Genomic DNA, 16,608 nt, shown 5'->3' with positions numbered 1-16,608 from the left:
GTGGTATAGCTCACCGTCGGATCCCATTAAGCTGTGCGTAACGATTGCAGCGAAGGGAAATGTCGTGGGTGGTTCAGCCTTGACGGTGGAAGAGTTGACGGCGCAGCGAGACAGCGCCCAGGCGGAGTACGACGCTCTTGCCGCGAAGGGGCTGAAGCTCGACCTGACCCGCGGTAAACCGTCGCCGCGGCAGCTCGATCTGGCCGACGGAATTCTCGGCGCGGTCGAGCGTGCGGTCTCGGCCGACGGCACCGACCTGCGCAACTACGGCGGGACCAACGGGCTGCCCGAGCTGCGCGCGATCTTCGCCGGCAGCCTGCAGGTGCCGGCCGACCAGCTGCTCGCGTTGGGCAACTCCAGCCTCGAGCTGATGCACGACGCGATCGTGTTCGCGCTGCTCGGCCAGGTGCCGGGCGCCGAGCGCCGCTGGGCCGACGACGAGATCAGCTTCCTGTGCCCGGTGCCGGGCTACGACCGGCACTTCGGGATCTGCGAGCGCTACGGCATCAAGATGATCCCGGTCGCGCTGACCGCCGACGGCCCGGACATGGACGAGGTCGAGCGGCTGGTTGCCGCCGACGCCTCGATCAAGGGCATCTGGTGCGTCCCGAAGTACAGCAACCCCACCGGTACGACGTACTCCGACGAGACGGTTCGCCGGCTCGCCGCGATGACCACGGCCGCGCCGGACTTCCGCATCTTCTGGGACAACGCGTACGCCGTGCACCACCTCACCGACGAGCACGACGAACTGGCCGACGTACTGGCGCTGGCTGCCGAGGCGGGGAACGCGGATCGCGTCTTCGTGTTCGGGTCGAGCTCGAAGATCACCTTCGCGGGTGCCGGGGTCGCCTTCTTCGGCGCATCGCCGGCCAACCTGAAGTGGTGGGCGAGCCACACCGTCAAGCGCAGCATCGGGCCGGACAAGGTCAACCAGCTCCGGCACGTGCAGTTCCTGCGCGACACCGACGGCCTGACCGAGCACATGCGCCAGCTGGCGGGCCTGATCCGGCCGAAGTTCGAGGCCGTCGACAAGATCCTGACCGCCGAGCTCGGCGACAGCGGGTTCGCGTCCTGGAACGCACCGACCGGCGGCTACTTCATCACCTTGCAGGTGCCCGAGGGCTGCGCCGCCGATGTCGTCGCCAAGGCGAAGGCGGCCGGTATCGCGCTGACCCCGGCCGGGGCCACCCACCCGTACGGCGACGACCCGACCGACAGCATCATCCGGATCGCACCGACGTACCCGGAACTCGACGAGCTGGAGACCGCGGTCGCCGGCCTGACCGTCTGCGTGCGGTTGTCGGCCGTCGAGAAGCTACTGGCCTAGTTCGAAGATCAGGCAGGTGGATGTGGCGTGGGCCAGCAAGGTCCCACGCTCGTCCACCAGCCTGGCCTCGGCGACCGCAGTGCGACGACCGCGGCTGATGATCTGACCGGTGCAGCGCAGCTCGCCGGACTTGACCGTGACCGGCTTGATGAAGCGCGTGTTCAGGTCGAGTGAGGTGTAGCCGGTCCCGGCCGGAAGCGTCGAGTGCACCGTGCAGCCTGCGGCCGTGTCGAGCAGGGTGGCGATCACGCCACCGTGCACCGTGCCGAGCGGGTTGTAGTGGAATTCCTGGACCGGCATGATCACCGTGACGCTGCCTTCCTCGACCTCGATCCCGGTCCCGCCGACCAGTTGGAGGATCGGCGGGGCGGGGATCTTCCCGGCGGCCATCGCCTGCAGCATCTCGAGACCGGACGTCGTCCCGACGTGGGCCGAGATCTCGGCCGGGTCCGGCCAGCTGAAGGTGCGGGTGCGCGGGCCGTCCTGAGGTTCGCTCATAGAGCTGAGCTTCACAGGAGCGGCTGGGTCTGTCAACGAGACTTAGGACTCGCCGTTCAGCCGGCCTGCGCCGTGGCGTACAGGTTCTGGGCGTCGGCGCCGAAGTACGGGCCGAACATCCAGGTCGGGATGATGTTGATCTTGTAGCTGTTGACCGAGTTGACGATGCCGGCCCCGGTCGACTCGCTGAACGACAGGAACCAGCCGCCGCCACTCGCGCCACCGGTCATGTCACACGTCATGCCGATGCCGTCGGAGATGAACGCATTGAAGACCTTGCCGCTGCAGTAGACGAGCTTCGTGCCGTCGTACGGCGCCGCTGCCGGGTAGCCGAAGGCGTACATGTTCTGGCCGCGCGCCTGGTTGAACGCGATGCCCTGCCCACCGACCACATCGGTCAGGTTTGCGCCGTTCAGCGGGTTCACGACCGCAGCACCGACGTCGTAGTTGATGTCCTCACTGGCCACCCACTGCGGCGTCGCATAGGTCTTCTTCGCAGTCCACGTCCCGTACGGCGTCGCGCCGTTGTTGTAGGCAGGGACGAACACCCAGTTGGTGTGGAAGGCGCCCTCGAGCTTCACGCAGTGCCCGGCCGTGATGACCGTGCTCTTGTTGCCGCTGGTGACGGCCGTTCCACTGCAGGACGCCGTACGGCCGGTGTAGGTGAAGAACACGCGGCCCTCGGTGGAGACGATCTTCCCGCCGCCGGTCCACGCACCTCCCCCGCTCGGGAACGCAGTCGGGGCCACGGTTTTCGGCTTACCTGCTGGAATCGCGCCGGTGTCGATGCGCTGCTTGGGTGTGAGCAACTGGCCGATCGGTACGGCGGATCGCATCCGCTCGGGGGTCCAGAAGCTCGTGACTTCGGCCTGCTGGGATTTGGTGGTGGCGGCTTCATGCGTCGTCGACGGGTTGGCGGCGGTCGCGGTCGTCGCGCCGGCCACCAGCCCCACCGCACAGGTGGTTGCGAGCAGGGCGGAACGAAGGGGGCGGAATCGCTTCATCTGCAGCCTCTCTCCTCACGGAATGTGACTGGGCGGTCACATCAGGTGCGCCACGATAAACGCTCCTCGGTCCCCGGAAAAGAGGTGAGATCAGGGTCGAACGATGGACGGCTGGAAGGCCGCCCGCAGATTCTTGTCCGGCACCACCACAAATTGCGCGGGATCCGGGTCAGAAAAGCCCGTGCTCGACTGGTAGTGCAGGGTGTTCGGGCAGGCCAGTCCGTCGACCAAAATCTTCTTGTTGACCACCCGCTTCCCGGTCCGCAGCTCGTAGACCTTCAGCGAGAGCACCATCTTGTGGAAGGTCACGTAGATCGATTCGAAGCCGAGCTTCGGCAAGTACGGACAGGTCCGCACGGCCTTGCCCATCGCGACCTCCGCACACGTCACGGTCGTGGCCGCGGCGGCGTCGTTCGTCCGCCATTGCTTGGGCAGCCGCGCGGCATAGTTCTCGATCGAGCTGCCGAGGACAACGGCCCGATTCAGCCCACGCCGGTACGGCGGCGCCGCGCTGTACCTCGCGGGGCTGTCGCAGTAGGACTCAGGGTCGTCAATCAGCTCCTGCACGTTCTCCAGTTCTTGCTGCTGGTTCGCCTTCACCGCCCCGGCCCGCGCCTCGCCTGCGCGCAGATCGTCGGGATAGCGATCGACCGCACGTCGATAGAGGTTGTGCGCCTCATCCCACGCCGAGTCCTTCATCCGCTCAGCCGCACACGCCCGCAGAGCGGCCGGCTCGATCTCTACCAGCGCCGACCGGATCCGCTCCTGCAACACCGGACTCACCTTGCGCGCCTGCAACTGATCAGCAAGCACAACCGCCGAACAGGAATCCGTCACCCGCAGGTTCGCCAGGAAGTCGTCGAGCACCGCGGTCGTCGTGCCCCGCTGCCGCGGATCCGCCAGCACCTGATCAAGAACCCCGAGCGCCCCCTTCGCTTGCCCGGTCGTCGACCACAGGGCCGCCTTGAACTCCGCATCCGCGCCATCCAACCGATCGCAGGCCGCAACATCCTCCTTGGCCCGCTTCGCTTTCCCCGCAGCGACGATCCGATGCAACGAATCGAACTGCGCAGCCGCGAGCTGCACCGTCGTACAGTCCCCCGCCTCCCGCGCGCCGACAACCACGCTGTCGATGCGGCCGGCGTCGTACCGAACGATGCCTGCAGCAACCACCAGTGCCAGCACCAGTGCGCCGGGGACGAGGAACATCCACCGGCGCCTGAGAGTGCTCATCACTGATCGGTTCACAACTTCAGTTTGAAGCGTTCTGGCCGGACGAATCGCTCAGTGTCCCCAAGCTGCCAGTGCTTACAGCCGGATGGACTTGTGGTTCATGAACTCCTCGATGCCGGCGGGCCCGAGTTCGCGGCCGATGCCGGAGCGTTTGATACCGCCGAAGGGGAGGTCGGCCTGGGAGCCGCCGGCCCGGTTGACGTAGACCATGCCGGCGTCGATGCGATCGGCGACGCGGCGGAGGCGGGCGGGGTCAGTGCCCCAGACGCTGGCGCCGAGGCCGAACGGGGTGTCGTTGGCGATCCGGATCGCATCGTCCTCGTCGGTTGCTCTGAAGACGATCGCGACCGGACCGAAAATCTCTTCGTAGTAAGCATCTGTGCCGGGCCGGACATCCGTCAGCACGGTCGCCTCCAAGTAGGCGCCGGGGCCGATCCGGCGGCCGCCTGCTTTCAGCGTTGCGCCTTGCTCGACGGCTTTGGCCACTTGGGCTGCGACTTCGTCTGCCGCCGCGATCGACGCGAGCGGCGGGAGCCTGGTGTCGGGGTCGGCTGGATCGCCAGGCACGTAGTACTCCGCGACGCGCTTACTCAGGCGGTCGACATACTCGTCGTACAGGTCGGCGAGGACGATGATCCGCTTGGGCGCGTTGCAGGACTGACCACAGTTCCGCATCCGCGCGGTCGCGGTGGCGTTGACGGTCTCGTCCATGTCGGCGGTGTCGAGGATGATGAGTGGGTCGGAGCCGCCGAGCTCCAGCACGGTCTTCTTGAGGTTCTTCCCCGCCTCGGCCGCGACCGAGATCCCGGCCTGCTCGCTGCCCGTCAGCGAGACGCCAACGATCCGGTCGTCGGCCAGGATCCCGGGGATCTGCCGGCTCGACGCGAACGTGTTCACATACACATCTTCTGGTACGCCGGCGTCGTGCAGGATGTCTTCGATCGCCTGCGCGGAATGCGGGCAGATCGATGCGTGCTTGAGCAGAATCGTGTTGCCCAGCACCAGATTCGGCGCCACGAACCGCGCCACCTGATAACACGGGAAGTTCCACGGCATGATCCCGAGCAGGGGGCCAAGCGGTCCCTTGGTGATCACCGCCTGACCGCCTTTGACGTCCAGCGCTTCGTCCGCGAGAAGCGTCGGGCCGTGCTCGGCGTAGTACCGGAAGATGTCGACGACGATGCCGACCTCGCCCAGGCCCTCGTTGACCCGCTTGCCCATCTCCCGCGTCATGATCGCAGCGAGCTCGTCCGCTCGTTCCTCGAAAAGGTCAGCTGCTCGATCGACGATCGCGGCCCGCTCCCCCACCGTGCGCGCCCGCCAGGCTGGGTAGGCCGCATGGACCCGCCCGATTGCTGTCTGGACCTCCGCCTCGGTCGAGTTCGGTACTTCCTCCACCAGCACTCCCGTCGCCGGGTCGGTGACCGTGTACATAACTCCTCCATCCGCCGCCGCCAGAGTAACCACTTCAACGACATACTGTATACAGTCATCTCATTGGTTGTGGTCAGGGGTGATGACCAGGCATGCTCATGGCTGCTCCCCGTACTTGAAATTGACCCTGTACCCCCCTGATCGTCGATCGGATGCCCGCCCGTGTCTGAGCAACGGAAATATCGAGTCGCCCTGCGTCTGGCCGCCATACTGGCCGCCATTTCGGCGCCGACCATGGCGCTTGCCGCGCCCACTGCGACCCTTCCACCGGATCCTGCGAACTCGTGGCAGTACCCCCATTGGCCGCAGCAGCAGCCGTGGCAGGAGTCAGGAACCGACCAGCGGATCGCGACCTCCGGAGCCAACGGGCTGCCGGGGCCAATCGATCCGCAGAACTGGGAGAACCCCGACCACATGACGTGGTCGGACTACAAGAAGCCGCCCGGCACGAACTGGGCCGACCCGAACGTCAAGGGGTCGCAGCGGACGTTCAAGGGTGCGCTGGTGCTGCTGGACTACCCGAACGAGGACTTCGTGGTGACGAAGGCCAAGGGTGCGACGGTGTTCGGTAATCCGAGCGTCGAGGCGAACGGCGTACCGCGTGACCAGGTCGCGAAGTTCTACCAGAACTTCCTCAACACACCGGGTGACCTGAACCGCGGTCGCACGCTGCACGAGTACTGGATGGAGGACTCCGGCGGCCGGTACGGCGTGGATCTCACCGGGTTCGGTCCCTACCGGATGCCCGGGAAGTCGTACGAATACGCCATGGAGATGCAGAAGCCGAGCGACTGCCCGGCCGTTGACAACTGCACCAAGAACATCCGCACCGACGGCCGCGCGGCCTGGGTCGCGGATCAGGGCACACAGGTACCTGCCGGGTTCGACTTCGTGTTCTTCCTCAGTGCCGGTCAGGACGAGTCGTCGACCTGGCAGGAGTTCGGGTCGATGAAGTTCCCGACCAAGGAGGATGTCAGCGACGCGTTCGGTCCGCCGGACCCCGCGATGCCGAACTGGTCCGACACCCGGTACGTCGAATGGACGTCGTGGGCCGCCGGTTCGACGATCTGGCCGAACGCCGGAGGTGGTTCGTCGACGCAGGCGGAGAGCTCCGGGATGGGCGTGTACGCGCACGAGTTCAGCCACATCCTGGGGATCGGCGACAACTACAACAACCCGTTCGGTGTTCCGGCCCGCCGCGACTACAGCGGACCGTGGGAGATGCTCAGCCGCGGCACGTTCAACGGGCCTGGCGGTCCACACAGCCGGTGGATGATCCCGGCGACCGGCGGCGCCTCGATGGGTGCGCAACACATGCTGCGCAACAAGATCAAGCTCAACATGGTCGACGAGCAGAACGTTCTCCGGTTGTCGCGGGAAGCGCTCGCGACCTCCGGTGTGGTGATCGCGGACGTCACCGCGCGCACCAACGTTCCAGGTCCTAAGGGGCTGTCCGGGGTGAACATTCAGCTCGGCGGTGCCGGCGACCTCGCGCCAGCTTGTGACACGTCGAAGGACCCGTTCTGCGACGGCCGCGGCTACAACAACTACACGGTCGAGGTCGTGGACCGCCAAGGCACCGACTCGTTCACGCCCGACTCCGGCGTACTGCTGGCGAAGACCAAGAACCAGGACGCAGCGCCGTTCGAGTGGGTCATCGACGCCAACCCGCAGGACATCAACATGACCGACTACGTGCTGCCCGACGGCACCAAGGTCCCGATCACCATCGGCGACTACCGCCAGCTCTCCGACGCCCTCTTCCACGCGGGAACGAACTCGGGCAGCGAATACGAGTACACCGACTCCGCGAACCGCCTGCACTTCTACATCACCAACGTACGACGCGACCGCGCGGGCGTGCTGTCGTACACGGTGGCGATCCGCTCGCTGGACGGCGCCGGCGCCCAGAAGCGCGGCGTCCGCGTCCTGCCGACTGTCGCCGTACCGGGTCGTGCAGGCCTCCAGACCTGCAACTTCAAGCTGACCAACACCGGCAAGGCAGGCGCCGCGTCAACCCACCCCGAGGACGTCGCGACGTACCTCAAGGGCGACGTCTACCGCCTGTCGGCGAAGGTGAACGGCAAGGACTGGGAGGTCTCCCTCCCCAACGCCCTCACCACCGCCAACGCCGGCCAGCAGATCAGCGTCCCGGTCCACACCAAGGCCGGCCGCACCCCGGTCGCGACGGTCACCCTGACCGCCAAATCCGAAAGCGACCCCTCCAAGACCGCCACCGCCACCTGCGTGGCCATCAAGCGCTAGTCCTCACCACCGCGCCTTCGGTCTCACCCGAGATCGGAGGCGCGGTGTCATTTTGCTCACTTCAGCTTGAAACTGATCACTTGGAAACAGGAAAGTTCATCTTCCGTCGGTTAATCGTTCAGGTTAGGGTGCCTCCGATGCAGTGCTGGTGGTCAACACTCCATCCGCCTCACCCGTCCGACAGGAGATACGCATGCCAGACATCAATCGCCGCAGGTTCCTGCAGCTGGCCGGTGCTTCGGCCGGGTTCGCTGCGATGGCGAACAGTATCGAGCAGGCCGCAGCGATCCCGGCGCACCACCGGTACGGCGACATCAACGACGTCGAGCACATCGTCGTACTGATGCAGGAGAACCGGTCGTTCGATCACTACTTCGGGACGATGAAGGGGGTGCGGGGGTTCGGGGATCCGCGGCCGGTGGTCCAGGAGAACGGGCGGCCGGTGTTCTATCAGCGGGACAAGACCGGCAAGGAGGTGCCGCCGTTCCATCCGGATGCCGACGATCTCGGGCTGCAGTTCCTGACCGGGCTGCCGCACAGCTGGCCGGATGGGCATGCGGCGATCAACAACGGCAACTACGACAACTGGATCCCGGGCAAGGGACACGTCGCCACGATGGCGTACCTGACCCGCGAGGACATGCCGTTCCACTACGCCCTCGCGGACAAGTTCACGCTCTGCGACTCCTACCACTGCTCGTTCATCGGTGCGACCGACCCGAACCGGTACTACCTGTGGAGCGGATACACGGGCAACGACGGGACCGGCGGGGGCCCGGTGCTCGGCAATGACGAGGCCGGCTACGGCTGGACGACGTACCCGGAGCGGCTGGAGAAGGCCGGCGTTTCGTGGAAGGTCTACCAGGACATCGGCGACGGCCTGGACGGGCCGGGCGGCTGGGGCTGGATCGACGACGCGTACCGCGGCAACTACGGCGACAACTCGTTGCTGTACTTCAACAACTACCGCAACGCGAAGCCCGGGGACGCGCTCTACGAGAAGGCCCGGACCGGCACCAACGCCAAGGCCGGCGAGGACTACTTCGGCCAGCTGCGTGCGGACGTGAAGGCCGACCGGCTCCCGAAGATCTCCTGGATCGCGGCCCCCGAGGCGTTCAGCGAGCACTCCAACTGGCCGACCAACTACGGCGCCTGGTACATCTCGCGCGTCCTCGACGCCCTCACCTCGAACCCGAAGGTGTGGAGCAAGACCGCGCTCTTCATCACCTACGACGAGAACGACGGCTTCTTCGATCACATCGTGCCGCCGTTCCCGCCCAAGGACGCGAACCAGGGCCTGTCCACCGTGAACGTTGCCCCGGACAACTTCCCGGGCGACAGCCGGTACGGCGCGGGCTCGTACGGACTGGGTCCGCGGGTCCCGATGTTCGTGGTCTCGCCGTGGAGCACCGGCGGCTACACGTGTTCCGAGGTCTTCGACCACACATCCGTCATCCGGTTCATGGAGAAGCGGTTCGGCGTCGAAGAGCCGAACATCTCGCCATGGCGGCGGGCGATCTGCGGTGACCTGACCTCGGCCTTCGACTTCGACACGGCACACGCTCAGAAGGTCCCGCTCCCCGACACCGCCGCCTACGAGCCGCCGGACAACGAGCGGCACCCGACCTACGTGCCGGCGGCGCCCCCGCTCGGCGAACTCCCCGCGCAGGAGCGTGGCTCCCGCCGTACGAGGCCGTTGCCTTATGCATCGACCGTCGACGGCGCCTCGGCAGGCGGCCGCTACACGCTGACCTTCTCGTCCGGTGCACACGCCGGCGCGCAGTTCCTCGTCGCCGCCTACAACCGCACCGACGGCCCGTGGACCTACACCACGTCAGCCAGCAAAACCATCTCGGACAGCTGGAACGCCACCTCGTACGGCGGCGTCTACAACCTCACCGTGCACAGCGCGAACGGCTACCTCCGCACCTTCAACGGCAAGCCGGCCACAGGCCTCGAGGTCACCGCGCGCGACACCAGCTCGGGCGACGTCAAACTCATACTCACCACCGACATCGCCCGTGCGGTAACCATCACCAGCACCTACGGCGGCCGCCCCAAAACCCTCAACCTCAAACCAGGCAAGACAACTCACCTAGTCACCACCACTCGCCGCTGGTACGACGTCTCTGTCACCACCGCAACGGATAAGTCGTACCTACGCCGCTTCGCCGGCCACGTAGAAACCGGCCAGCCGGGTCTGAGCGATCCGGCTATCCGGACTGTTTGATCCCAGCGACCGCCGCAGTTTCTGACGTCCGGGTCCGGCTCTTCGGACGTTGGCTGCGGCGGATGGTCCGGTATGGCGGGTGTGTGGTTGCTCGCCGCACCGGACAAGCCGGACACGTTGCCTGGGGTTGCTCGCCGCGGCGGCCGCGTTACATAAAGAGCTTGGCTGAGCCCGGCGCGTGGTTGAGGTACTGGCGAGGTCGGCGATCGCGTGCCCGCTGCTTGAGGTGCCCGCTATGGCTGAGGTGGAAAAGCGGCGCCAGTGTGGAAACTTCATGTCGCCATTTGCACAAAACGTTCCACCCAGCTCTCCAGGCGGGCTGGTCGGTGGGGCTGGGGAGCTTTACCTATCATTCCAGGTCAGTTTCGCTCCCCAGCCCGCCCGGATACCTGACGAATCGGGCACTGGGGAGTTCCACTGGCGGATCCGCCTGCCGTTTCGCGCTACGCGGGGATTTTTCGGGTCCATACGCCGAAAAACTCACGCGTAGCGAGCGCCGACGCGGCCAGCCGGGCCAACAGCCGGGGGCTTGAACAAGAAGTGGTGGGCCGGGACAGGTAATTACTTGTTCACGCCCACCACCCAGCCCACGAACCCCCGACCAGTGGACAGCGCCGCGACGAAAAGGGCCACCAGCGCGGCAGCCAGGGTCAGCCGGGCACGGCAGTACCCCCGGCCTCCTTGCCAGCGCTTTTCACCACCAGCAAGGGTCACTTTCCAGGCTTCCCCGCTACCGGCCGCAACCATAGCGAGCACCTCAAGCGGCGGGAACGCGATCGCCGACCTCGCCAGTACCTCAACCCCGTGCCGGGCCCAGCCAAGCTCTTTCTGTAACGCGGCCGCCGCGGCGACCAGCCACAAGCGACGTGCCCGGCTTGTCCGGAGCGGCGAGGTAGCTGAGACTTCGAACAAGGATTCAGAGAATAGGAGCCTCCGGCGCCGGAGCAGCCTTGGCATCAGCACGCTCTTCAAGCTCATCGACACTGATCCGACTGGTCCAACGCGCATCCGGATCAGGCTGCGGAATCGAGTCGAGCAGGAGCTTCGTGTACGGATGGGACGGCTCATGCATAACCGTCGACACAGGACCGCGCTCCACGATCTGCCCCTTGTTGATCACCATGACCTCGCCACCGAGGTAATACACGGTGGACAGATCATGCGTGATGAAGAGAGTCGTCATCGCGTGCTCACGCTGGAAGTCGAGCAGGATGTCCAGAAAGTGCTTGCGCACCTGAGCATCCAGCATCGAGACCGGTTCATCGGCGATGATGAACGACGGCCGCAGCATGTGCACGCGCGCCAGCATGATGCGTTGCCGCTGACCACCCGACAGCTGATGCGGGTATCGCCCGAGAACGTTCTCCGGCTCCAGCCGCACTGCTCGCAGCGACTCCTCGATCAGCTCGAGACCCTTCGAGCGACTCTTGGTCAGCCCGAACTTCTTCAGCGCCTTCCAGAGCACGCGATCCACCCGGTAGAACGGATTGAAGATCGCGTACGGGTCCTGGAACACGGGCTGCACATCGCGCCGATACGCGTCGTACTCGGCTCGACTCAGCTTGAAGATGTCCTTGCCACCATAGAGAACGCTCCCTGCGGTCGGCTTCTGCAACCCGAGCACATTGCGCGCGATCGTGCTCTTCCCGCTGCCACTTTGGCCGACCAGGCTGACGACCTGCGGCGGCTTGGCGGCGAGGGTGAAGCTCACGTCGTCGACGGCGGTGATGTACCCGGAGGCGACCCCACGGGCGTGGAATCGTTGCTGCACGCCCCTAAGTTCCAGTTCGGACTTCACGATGATCTCCTTCCGACCCGCGGGATCGATTCGATCAGCTGCTGGGTATAGGGATCCTGCGGATCCTTGAACACCTGCCGTACGTCGCCCACCTCGACCAACCGGCCTTCGTACATCACCGCGACTCGGTCGACGAGTTGCGCATGCACGCCCATATCGTGCGAGATGACCATCAGCGTGACACCGAAATCGGTGCGCAGATCGGCCAGCGACTGCAGGATCACCCGCTGGATCGTCACGTCGAGCGCGGTCGTCGGCTCGTCCGCGATCACCAGGTCAGGTTCGAGCGCGACCGCGATCGCCATCAGCACCCGCTGCTTCATTCCGCCAGACAACTCGTGCGGGTACATCCGGCCGACCCGCGGCTCCAGGCCAACCTGGCTGAGCAACCGCGGAATCAGTTCACCGAGCGAGTCCTTGCGCGCCGGCGCGTGCTCCAGGATCACGTCCTTGAACTGATCCTGCACCCGCATCACCGGGTTCAGCGAGCTCATGGATCCCTGTGGGAGATACGAGAGAGCGCTCCATCGCAAGACCCGGAGCTCTTCGCCGTTCACCTTCAGCAGATCGACCGGCGACCGCCCGGCCGGGTGGAACATCACCGAGCCGGCAGTCACCTTGCCGGGCGGTTTGAGCAGCCGCAGCAGCGCCACGGCGAGCGTGCTTTTCCCGCTGCCCGACTCCCCCGCGATCCCCAGGATCTCGCCCCGGCGGACGGCGAGATCCAGACCACGAACAGCCTGTACGTCGCCACGGCTGGTCGAGTAGGTGACGTCCAGCCCCTTGATCTCCAGCACCGAATCGGAGTCGGCCGAAGTCCCCTTGTGTTTGGCGGATTCCTTCACCGATTCACTCACCGGCCACTCCCCTCAGCCGCGGATTGTAGACCTCTTCGAGGCCGATGTTCACCATGTTCAGCGCGGCGAACAACAAGGTCAGCAACGCAATCGGTACGACGAACATCGGCCAGGCGCCCAGGGTCAGCGCGCCGGTGCTGATCGCGGTGAAGATGATCTGCCCGAGGTCGATCACGCCACCGGGACCGAGCCCGATCACCTCGAGCCCGACCAAACCGAAGATCGCGCCGAGCGCCGACGAGGCGAATCCGACCCCGATGAACGGCAGCAGGTTCGGCAGGAGCTCGGTCGTAATGATCTCCAGGTCACGCGCCTTGGTGACGCGGGCCAGATCGACGTACGGGCGGGACCGCAGGCTGAGCACCTGGGACCGGATCGTCTTGGCCGCGAACGGCCAGGAGAAGATCGAGATCATCACGCCGACCTGGAACAGGCTCACGTTCTTCGCGTACGCCGAGAGCGCGATCAGCAACGGGAACGTCGGGATCACCAGCAGGATCCCGGTGAACGTCGACAGGATCCCGTCGATCCAGCCGCCCTTGTAGCCGGCCACGAAGGCCACGACCACACCGACCACCGTCGAGATCACTCCCGCGATCGCGCCGATCTGCAGCGAGACCGAGAGCGCGCTCACCACCATCGCCAGCACGTCGCGCCCGAACTGGTCCGTGCCGAGCAGGTGCCCCGGGCCGGGCACCAACCACCGCTCGTACGCCGCCAGCTCCAGCGGATCGGTCGATCCGCCGATCCCCTTCACGATCAGCGGACTCAGCACCGCGATCAGCACCATCACGAGCAGGATCGCCAGCCCGATCGCCAACCGCGGGCTGTTCCGGATTGTTCGTAGGACAGCTGTCAGGATTCGCATCGGCATCACTTCCAATACTTCACGCGCGGATCGAGCAGCGGCAGGACAAGATCGAGCAGCAGGACCGCGGTCAGCACCGAGAAGATCGCGATATCCGTGACGCCGAGAATCGTGTTGAAGTCCAACTGCTGGATCGCGGTGACGAGCGTCGTACCGAGGCCTGGGTAGTTGAAGAGCTGCTCGACCAGGACGTTGCCGTTGAAGATGAAGCCGAGCGAGATACCGAACGCGGTGACCTGCGGCAGGTAGCAGTTGCGCAGGGCGTACCGGGTCAGGATCCGCCACGGCTTGAGGCCCTTGGCTTCGGCGTACACGAGGTAGTCCTCACCGAGAACGGGAACCATCAGCATCCGCGTGGACAGGATCCAGCCGAACGTTCCGATCAGCACGATCGAGAGTCCTGGCAGCAACCCGTACTTCAGCAGACTGCCGATGAACGCGAGATCGAAGCCTGGACTGATGTTGGAGTCGTACGCCGAGCGGGCCGGTAGCCAGCCCAGCGTGTACGCGAAGACGTAGACCAGGATCAGCGCGACGAAGAAGAAGGGAACGTGCGAGAGCGCGATCGACAGGTTCGTCAGGATCCGGGAGCCCAGCTTGCCGCGCCGCCAGCCCGCGACCGCACCAAGTGCCAGACCGAAGATCCAGGACAGGACAGCCGCGATTCCGAGCAGACCGATGGTCCACGGCAACGCTCTCAGGATCACGTCCTGGGCCGGAGTCGGGTAACTGATCAGCGACGGCCCCAGATCGCCGTGCAGGATCAGCTTCTCCATGTATTTCAGGTACTGCGAGAAGATGTTGCCGTCGAGCCCGAACTCGGAGCGGTACCGGGCGATGATCTCGGCCGAGGCCTGCGCGTTGTAGATGTAGTTCTGCTGCAGGCTCTGGATCAGCGTCTGGATCGGGTCACCGGGCATCAGCCGGAAGAAGAAGAACGCGATGGTGAGCGCTCCCCACAACTCCACCAGATAAAGCCCGAACCGGCGGACGGCGTACGCCGCGAGCGGATGCCGCGCCATCCAGGCCCGCACCCCCGGCGAGGGTGCGGAGTCCTGGGTCCTGTCGGCAGCTTCCTCCGGCGGCGCTTCAGCCGTCACGCCGGGCCCTTCTGGCCAGTGGGCTTGATCTTGGCGAGGATGAACATGAAGTGCTGCCACCAGTTCAGCGGCACCTCGAAGAGGTCGTCGTCGGTCGGCCAGCCGGTCCAGAAGGCTGTGTTGAAGTACGACGGATAGCCGGTCTGGATCACCGGAAGCAGCGGGAGGTCCTGGAAGTAGATCTCCAGTGCCTGGTCGAGCAGCGGCTTCGCCTCCGGCGCGGCCGGGTCCATCGCGGCGAGCTTGCGCGACAGTTCGTCGAACTTCGGGTTCCGGTAGCGCATCTTGTTCTTGCCTGCGGCGTTCTTGCCGATCGGCTGCGCCCTGGTGCTCTCCCAGTCGGCGTACAGCTGCGCGGGATCGAACGCGATCCCGGCCCAGTTGGAGTCGATGTCGTACTCACCGCGCTCGAACTTCTCACCGTGCACGCTGCCGGACAGCGCCCGCAGGGTGGCCGGTACGCCGACCTTCGCCAGCTCGGTCTTGAGCACGTTGGCGATCGCGTACTCACCACCGTCGACGGGTGAGGCGGTGATGATCTCGAGGTTGATCTCCTTACCCTTGTACATCCGCTTGCCGGCGGGGTTCTTCGGGCAGATCTCGTCGAGGAGCGCGGCCGCCTTCTGCGGGTTGAACTCGAACTTGTACTTGTTCGCGAGCTCGTCGTTCTTCCACTTCTCGTTGGTCGGGTAGTCGGCCCACGGGTAGATCGCCGGTGGCACCTCGACCGGCCAGATCGACTTGCCGATCTTCTCCCGGTCCAGGCAGTAGTTGATCGCCCAGCGCATCTTCGGCTCGGAGATCACCCCACGCGACGGGTCGCAGTTCAGCCACAGCACCCGCGGGTTCGGGTCGTTGAACTGCGTGGTGACCAGGTTCGGATAGCCGGTGTTGCGCAGCTGCTTGGCGTGCTGCTCGTCGATCGAGCCGACGTCGAACTCGGCCCGCTCGAACGCGAGAGCCGCCTGGTCGGCCTGTTTCGACGTGCTCTGGTAGACGACGTACTGGGGCCCGACGTCGAGTTTGGCCTTGTTCCAGTAGTTCGGATCCTTCTCCCAGACGAACATCTTCTGGTTCCGGATGGCCTGCTTGAGCTTGTACGGGCCGCTCTTGACCGGCGGATTGTTCTTGAACTTCGTCGGGTCCTGCGACTTCCAGATGTGCTCGGGCATGATGTCGAACCCGGCGTAGATCGCGGAGATGAAGTTGTAGTGGAACCGCGGCGTCGCCTTGGTCAGCTTGATCACCGCAGTCTGCGCGTCCGGGATCTCGATCTCCTTGACGAACTCCTTCAGCTCGCCGCCACCACCGAACAGCTCCGGGCGGTCGCGCAGCAGCATCACGGTGAACTTGAAGTCGTTCGCGGTGAGCGGCTTGCCGTCGCTCCACTTGGCCGCCGGATCGAAGGTGATCGCCAGCTCGGTGTTGCCGGCGTTGTACTTGTAGCCGGTGGCCAGCCACGGTGTCAGCTTGCCGGTGGCGAAGCTGAGATAGAACATCGCCTCGCGACACATCTCGTAGCCGCCGCTGCCCGGCGCGCCGTTCGGGATCATGTTGTTGAAGCTGTCGAAGACCGTGAACTCGGTCTGACCGACGATGATCGTCTGATCCCGAGGCACCGGGATGTTGGCCTTGCCGATCTGGACCGACTTGGTCGCAACGGGTTTGTCGTTGGCGGGCTTGTCGGAGTACGAGCCACCGCCGGAGCAGGCGGCCAGTACTCCGGTCAGCGCGGCGGCGGCGCCGCCGCCGACCAGACTTCGGCGGCTCAGTTGGTAGCGAACTACCTCGGCTACGTTTTCGAACTGCGGGTGTCCGTTCTCAGGGAACTCTGCGTCCATGACGAAAGTCACCTCCGTTTCCGTTGCGTTGACCACGGCATCACCGACCGAGAGGTGTCACGGACTATAAGTAGCGATGACAACGTTGGCAAGACTTCGTTGCCACGTTGCAAAACCGAGGCCAAACCCACAGGTCAGTCGATATACCAA

Annotated in this window: 13 protein-coding genes; 3 read left to right on the top strand and 10 right to left on the bottom strand. The window is 65.3% G+C overall.

Translation table 11 applies throughout. The features are described 5' to 3' along the window. Nucleotides 1-79 precede the first annotated feature (79 nt). Nucleotides 80-1,330 (top strand): aspartate aminotransferase type Ic, encoded by a 1,251-nt coding sequence (locus E1263_RS11465; RefSeq protein WP_238161186.1) that lies wholly within the window; start codon nt 80-82, stop codon nt 1,328-1,330. On the opposite strand, the gene E1263_RS11460 is transcribed toward E1263_RS11465, so the two are convergent. From E1263_RS11460 to E1263_RS11445, 4 genes are all read right to left on the bottom strand, one after another. Beyond that, complete coding sequence (locus tag E1263_RS11460) at nt 1,319-1,828, bottom strand: PaaI family thioesterase (RefSeq protein ID WP_132167216.1); 510 nt, start codon at nt 1,826-1,828, stop codon at nt 1,319-1,321. The two genes, E1263_RS11465 and E1263_RS11460, sit on opposite strands and share 12 nt — an antisense overlap. Before the next feature lie 56 nt (nt 1,829-1,884). After that, nucleotides 1,885-2,832 (bottom strand): trypsin-like serine peptidase, encoded by a 948-nt coding sequence (locus tag E1263_RS11455; RefSeq protein ID WP_132167215.1) that lies wholly within the window; start codon nt 2,830-2,832, stop codon nt 1,885-1,887. Nucleotides 2,833-2,922: 90 nt separating this feature from the next. Further along, complete coding sequence (locus E1263_RS11450; protein WP_132167214.1) at nt 2,923-4,065, bottom strand: hypothetical protein; 1,143 nt, start codon at nt 4,063-4,065, stop codon at nt 2,923-2,925. A 75-nt stretch (nt 4,066-4,140) separates the two neighbouring features. Next, a complete protein-coding gene (locus E1263_RS11445; RefSeq protein ID WP_132167213.1) occupies nt 4,141-5,499 on the bottom strand; it encodes an NAD-dependent succinate-semialdehyde dehydrogenase in 1,359 nt (452 codons plus the stop codon). 162 nt (nt 5,500-5,661) lie between these two features. Between E1263_RS11445 and E1263_RS11440 the strand changes: the two genes are divergently transcribed. Next, nucleotides 5,662-7,764 carry a M6 family metalloprotease domain-containing protein gene (locus E1263_RS11440; RefSeq protein ID WP_238161185.1) on the top strand — a complete coding sequence of 701 codons (2,103 nt, stop codon included), beginning with the start codon at nt 5,662-5,664 and terminating at the stop codon, nt 7,762-7,764. A gap of 193 nt (nt 7,765-7,957) precedes the next feature. Further along, nucleotides 7,958-9,994, top strand: coding sequence for a phosphocholine-specific phospholipase C (locus E1263_RS11435; protein ID WP_132167212.1), 2,037 nt, complete (start codon nt 7,958-7,960; stop codon nt 9,992-9,994). A gap of 561 nt (nt 9,995-10,555) precedes the next feature. Here the strand turns inward: E1263_RS11435 and E1263_RS11430 are convergent. Genes E1263_RS11430 through E1263_RS11405 form a run of 6 tightly spaced genes read right to left on the bottom strand, consistent with a single transcriptional unit; the run spans nt 10,556 to nt 16,458 of the window. Then, a complete protein-coding gene (locus tag E1263_RS11430) occupies nt 10,556-10,855 on the bottom strand; it encodes a hypothetical protein (protein ID WP_132167211.1) in 300 nt (99 codons plus the stop codon). 55 nt (nt 10,856-10,910) lie between these two features. Next, nucleotides 10,911-11,792, bottom strand: coding sequence for an ABC transporter ATP-binding protein (locus E1263_RS11425; RefSeq protein WP_132167210.1), 882 nt, complete (start codon nt 11,790-11,792; stop codon nt 10,911-10,913). Then, nucleotides 11,789-12,649, bottom strand: a complete 861-nt coding sequence (locus E1263_RS11420) for an ABC transporter ATP-binding protein (RefSeq protein ID WP_238161184.1) — start codon at nt 12,647-12,649, stop codon at nt 11,789-11,791. The genes E1263_RS11425 and E1263_RS11420 overlap by 4 nt, the downstream gene beginning before the upstream one ends. Further along, on the bottom strand, nt 12,642-13,517 hold the full coding sequence (locus E1263_RS11415; RefSeq protein WP_238161183.1) for an ABC transporter permease: 876 nt from the start codon (nt 13,515-13,517) through the stop codon (nt 12,642-12,644). The genes E1263_RS11420 and E1263_RS11415 overlap by 8 nt, the downstream gene beginning before the upstream one ends. Nucleotides 13,518-13,522: 5 nt before the next feature. Further along, nucleotides 13,523-14,617, bottom strand: a complete 1,095-nt coding sequence (locus E1263_RS11410; RefSeq protein ID WP_132167208.1) for an ABC transporter permease — start codon at nt 14,615-14,617, stop codon at nt 13,523-13,525. Beyond that, entirely contained in the window at nt 14,614-16,458 is a 1,845-nt protein-coding gene (locus E1263_RS11405) for an ABC transporter substrate-binding protein (RefSeq protein ID WP_132167207.1), read from the bottom strand. Before E1263_RS11405 ends, E1263_RS11410 begins: the two co-directional genes overlap by 4 nt. Nucleotides 16,459-16,608: the final 150 nt, after the last annotated feature.

It is taken from the genome of Kribbella antibiotica (assembly GCF_004349055.1).
In the GTDB taxonomy this organism is placed as follows: domain Bacteria; phylum Actinomycetota; class Actinomycetes; order Propionibacteriales; family Kribbellaceae; genus Kribbella; species Kribbella antibiotica.
This window is presented reverse-complemented; position numbering and strand designations above follow the sequence as displayed.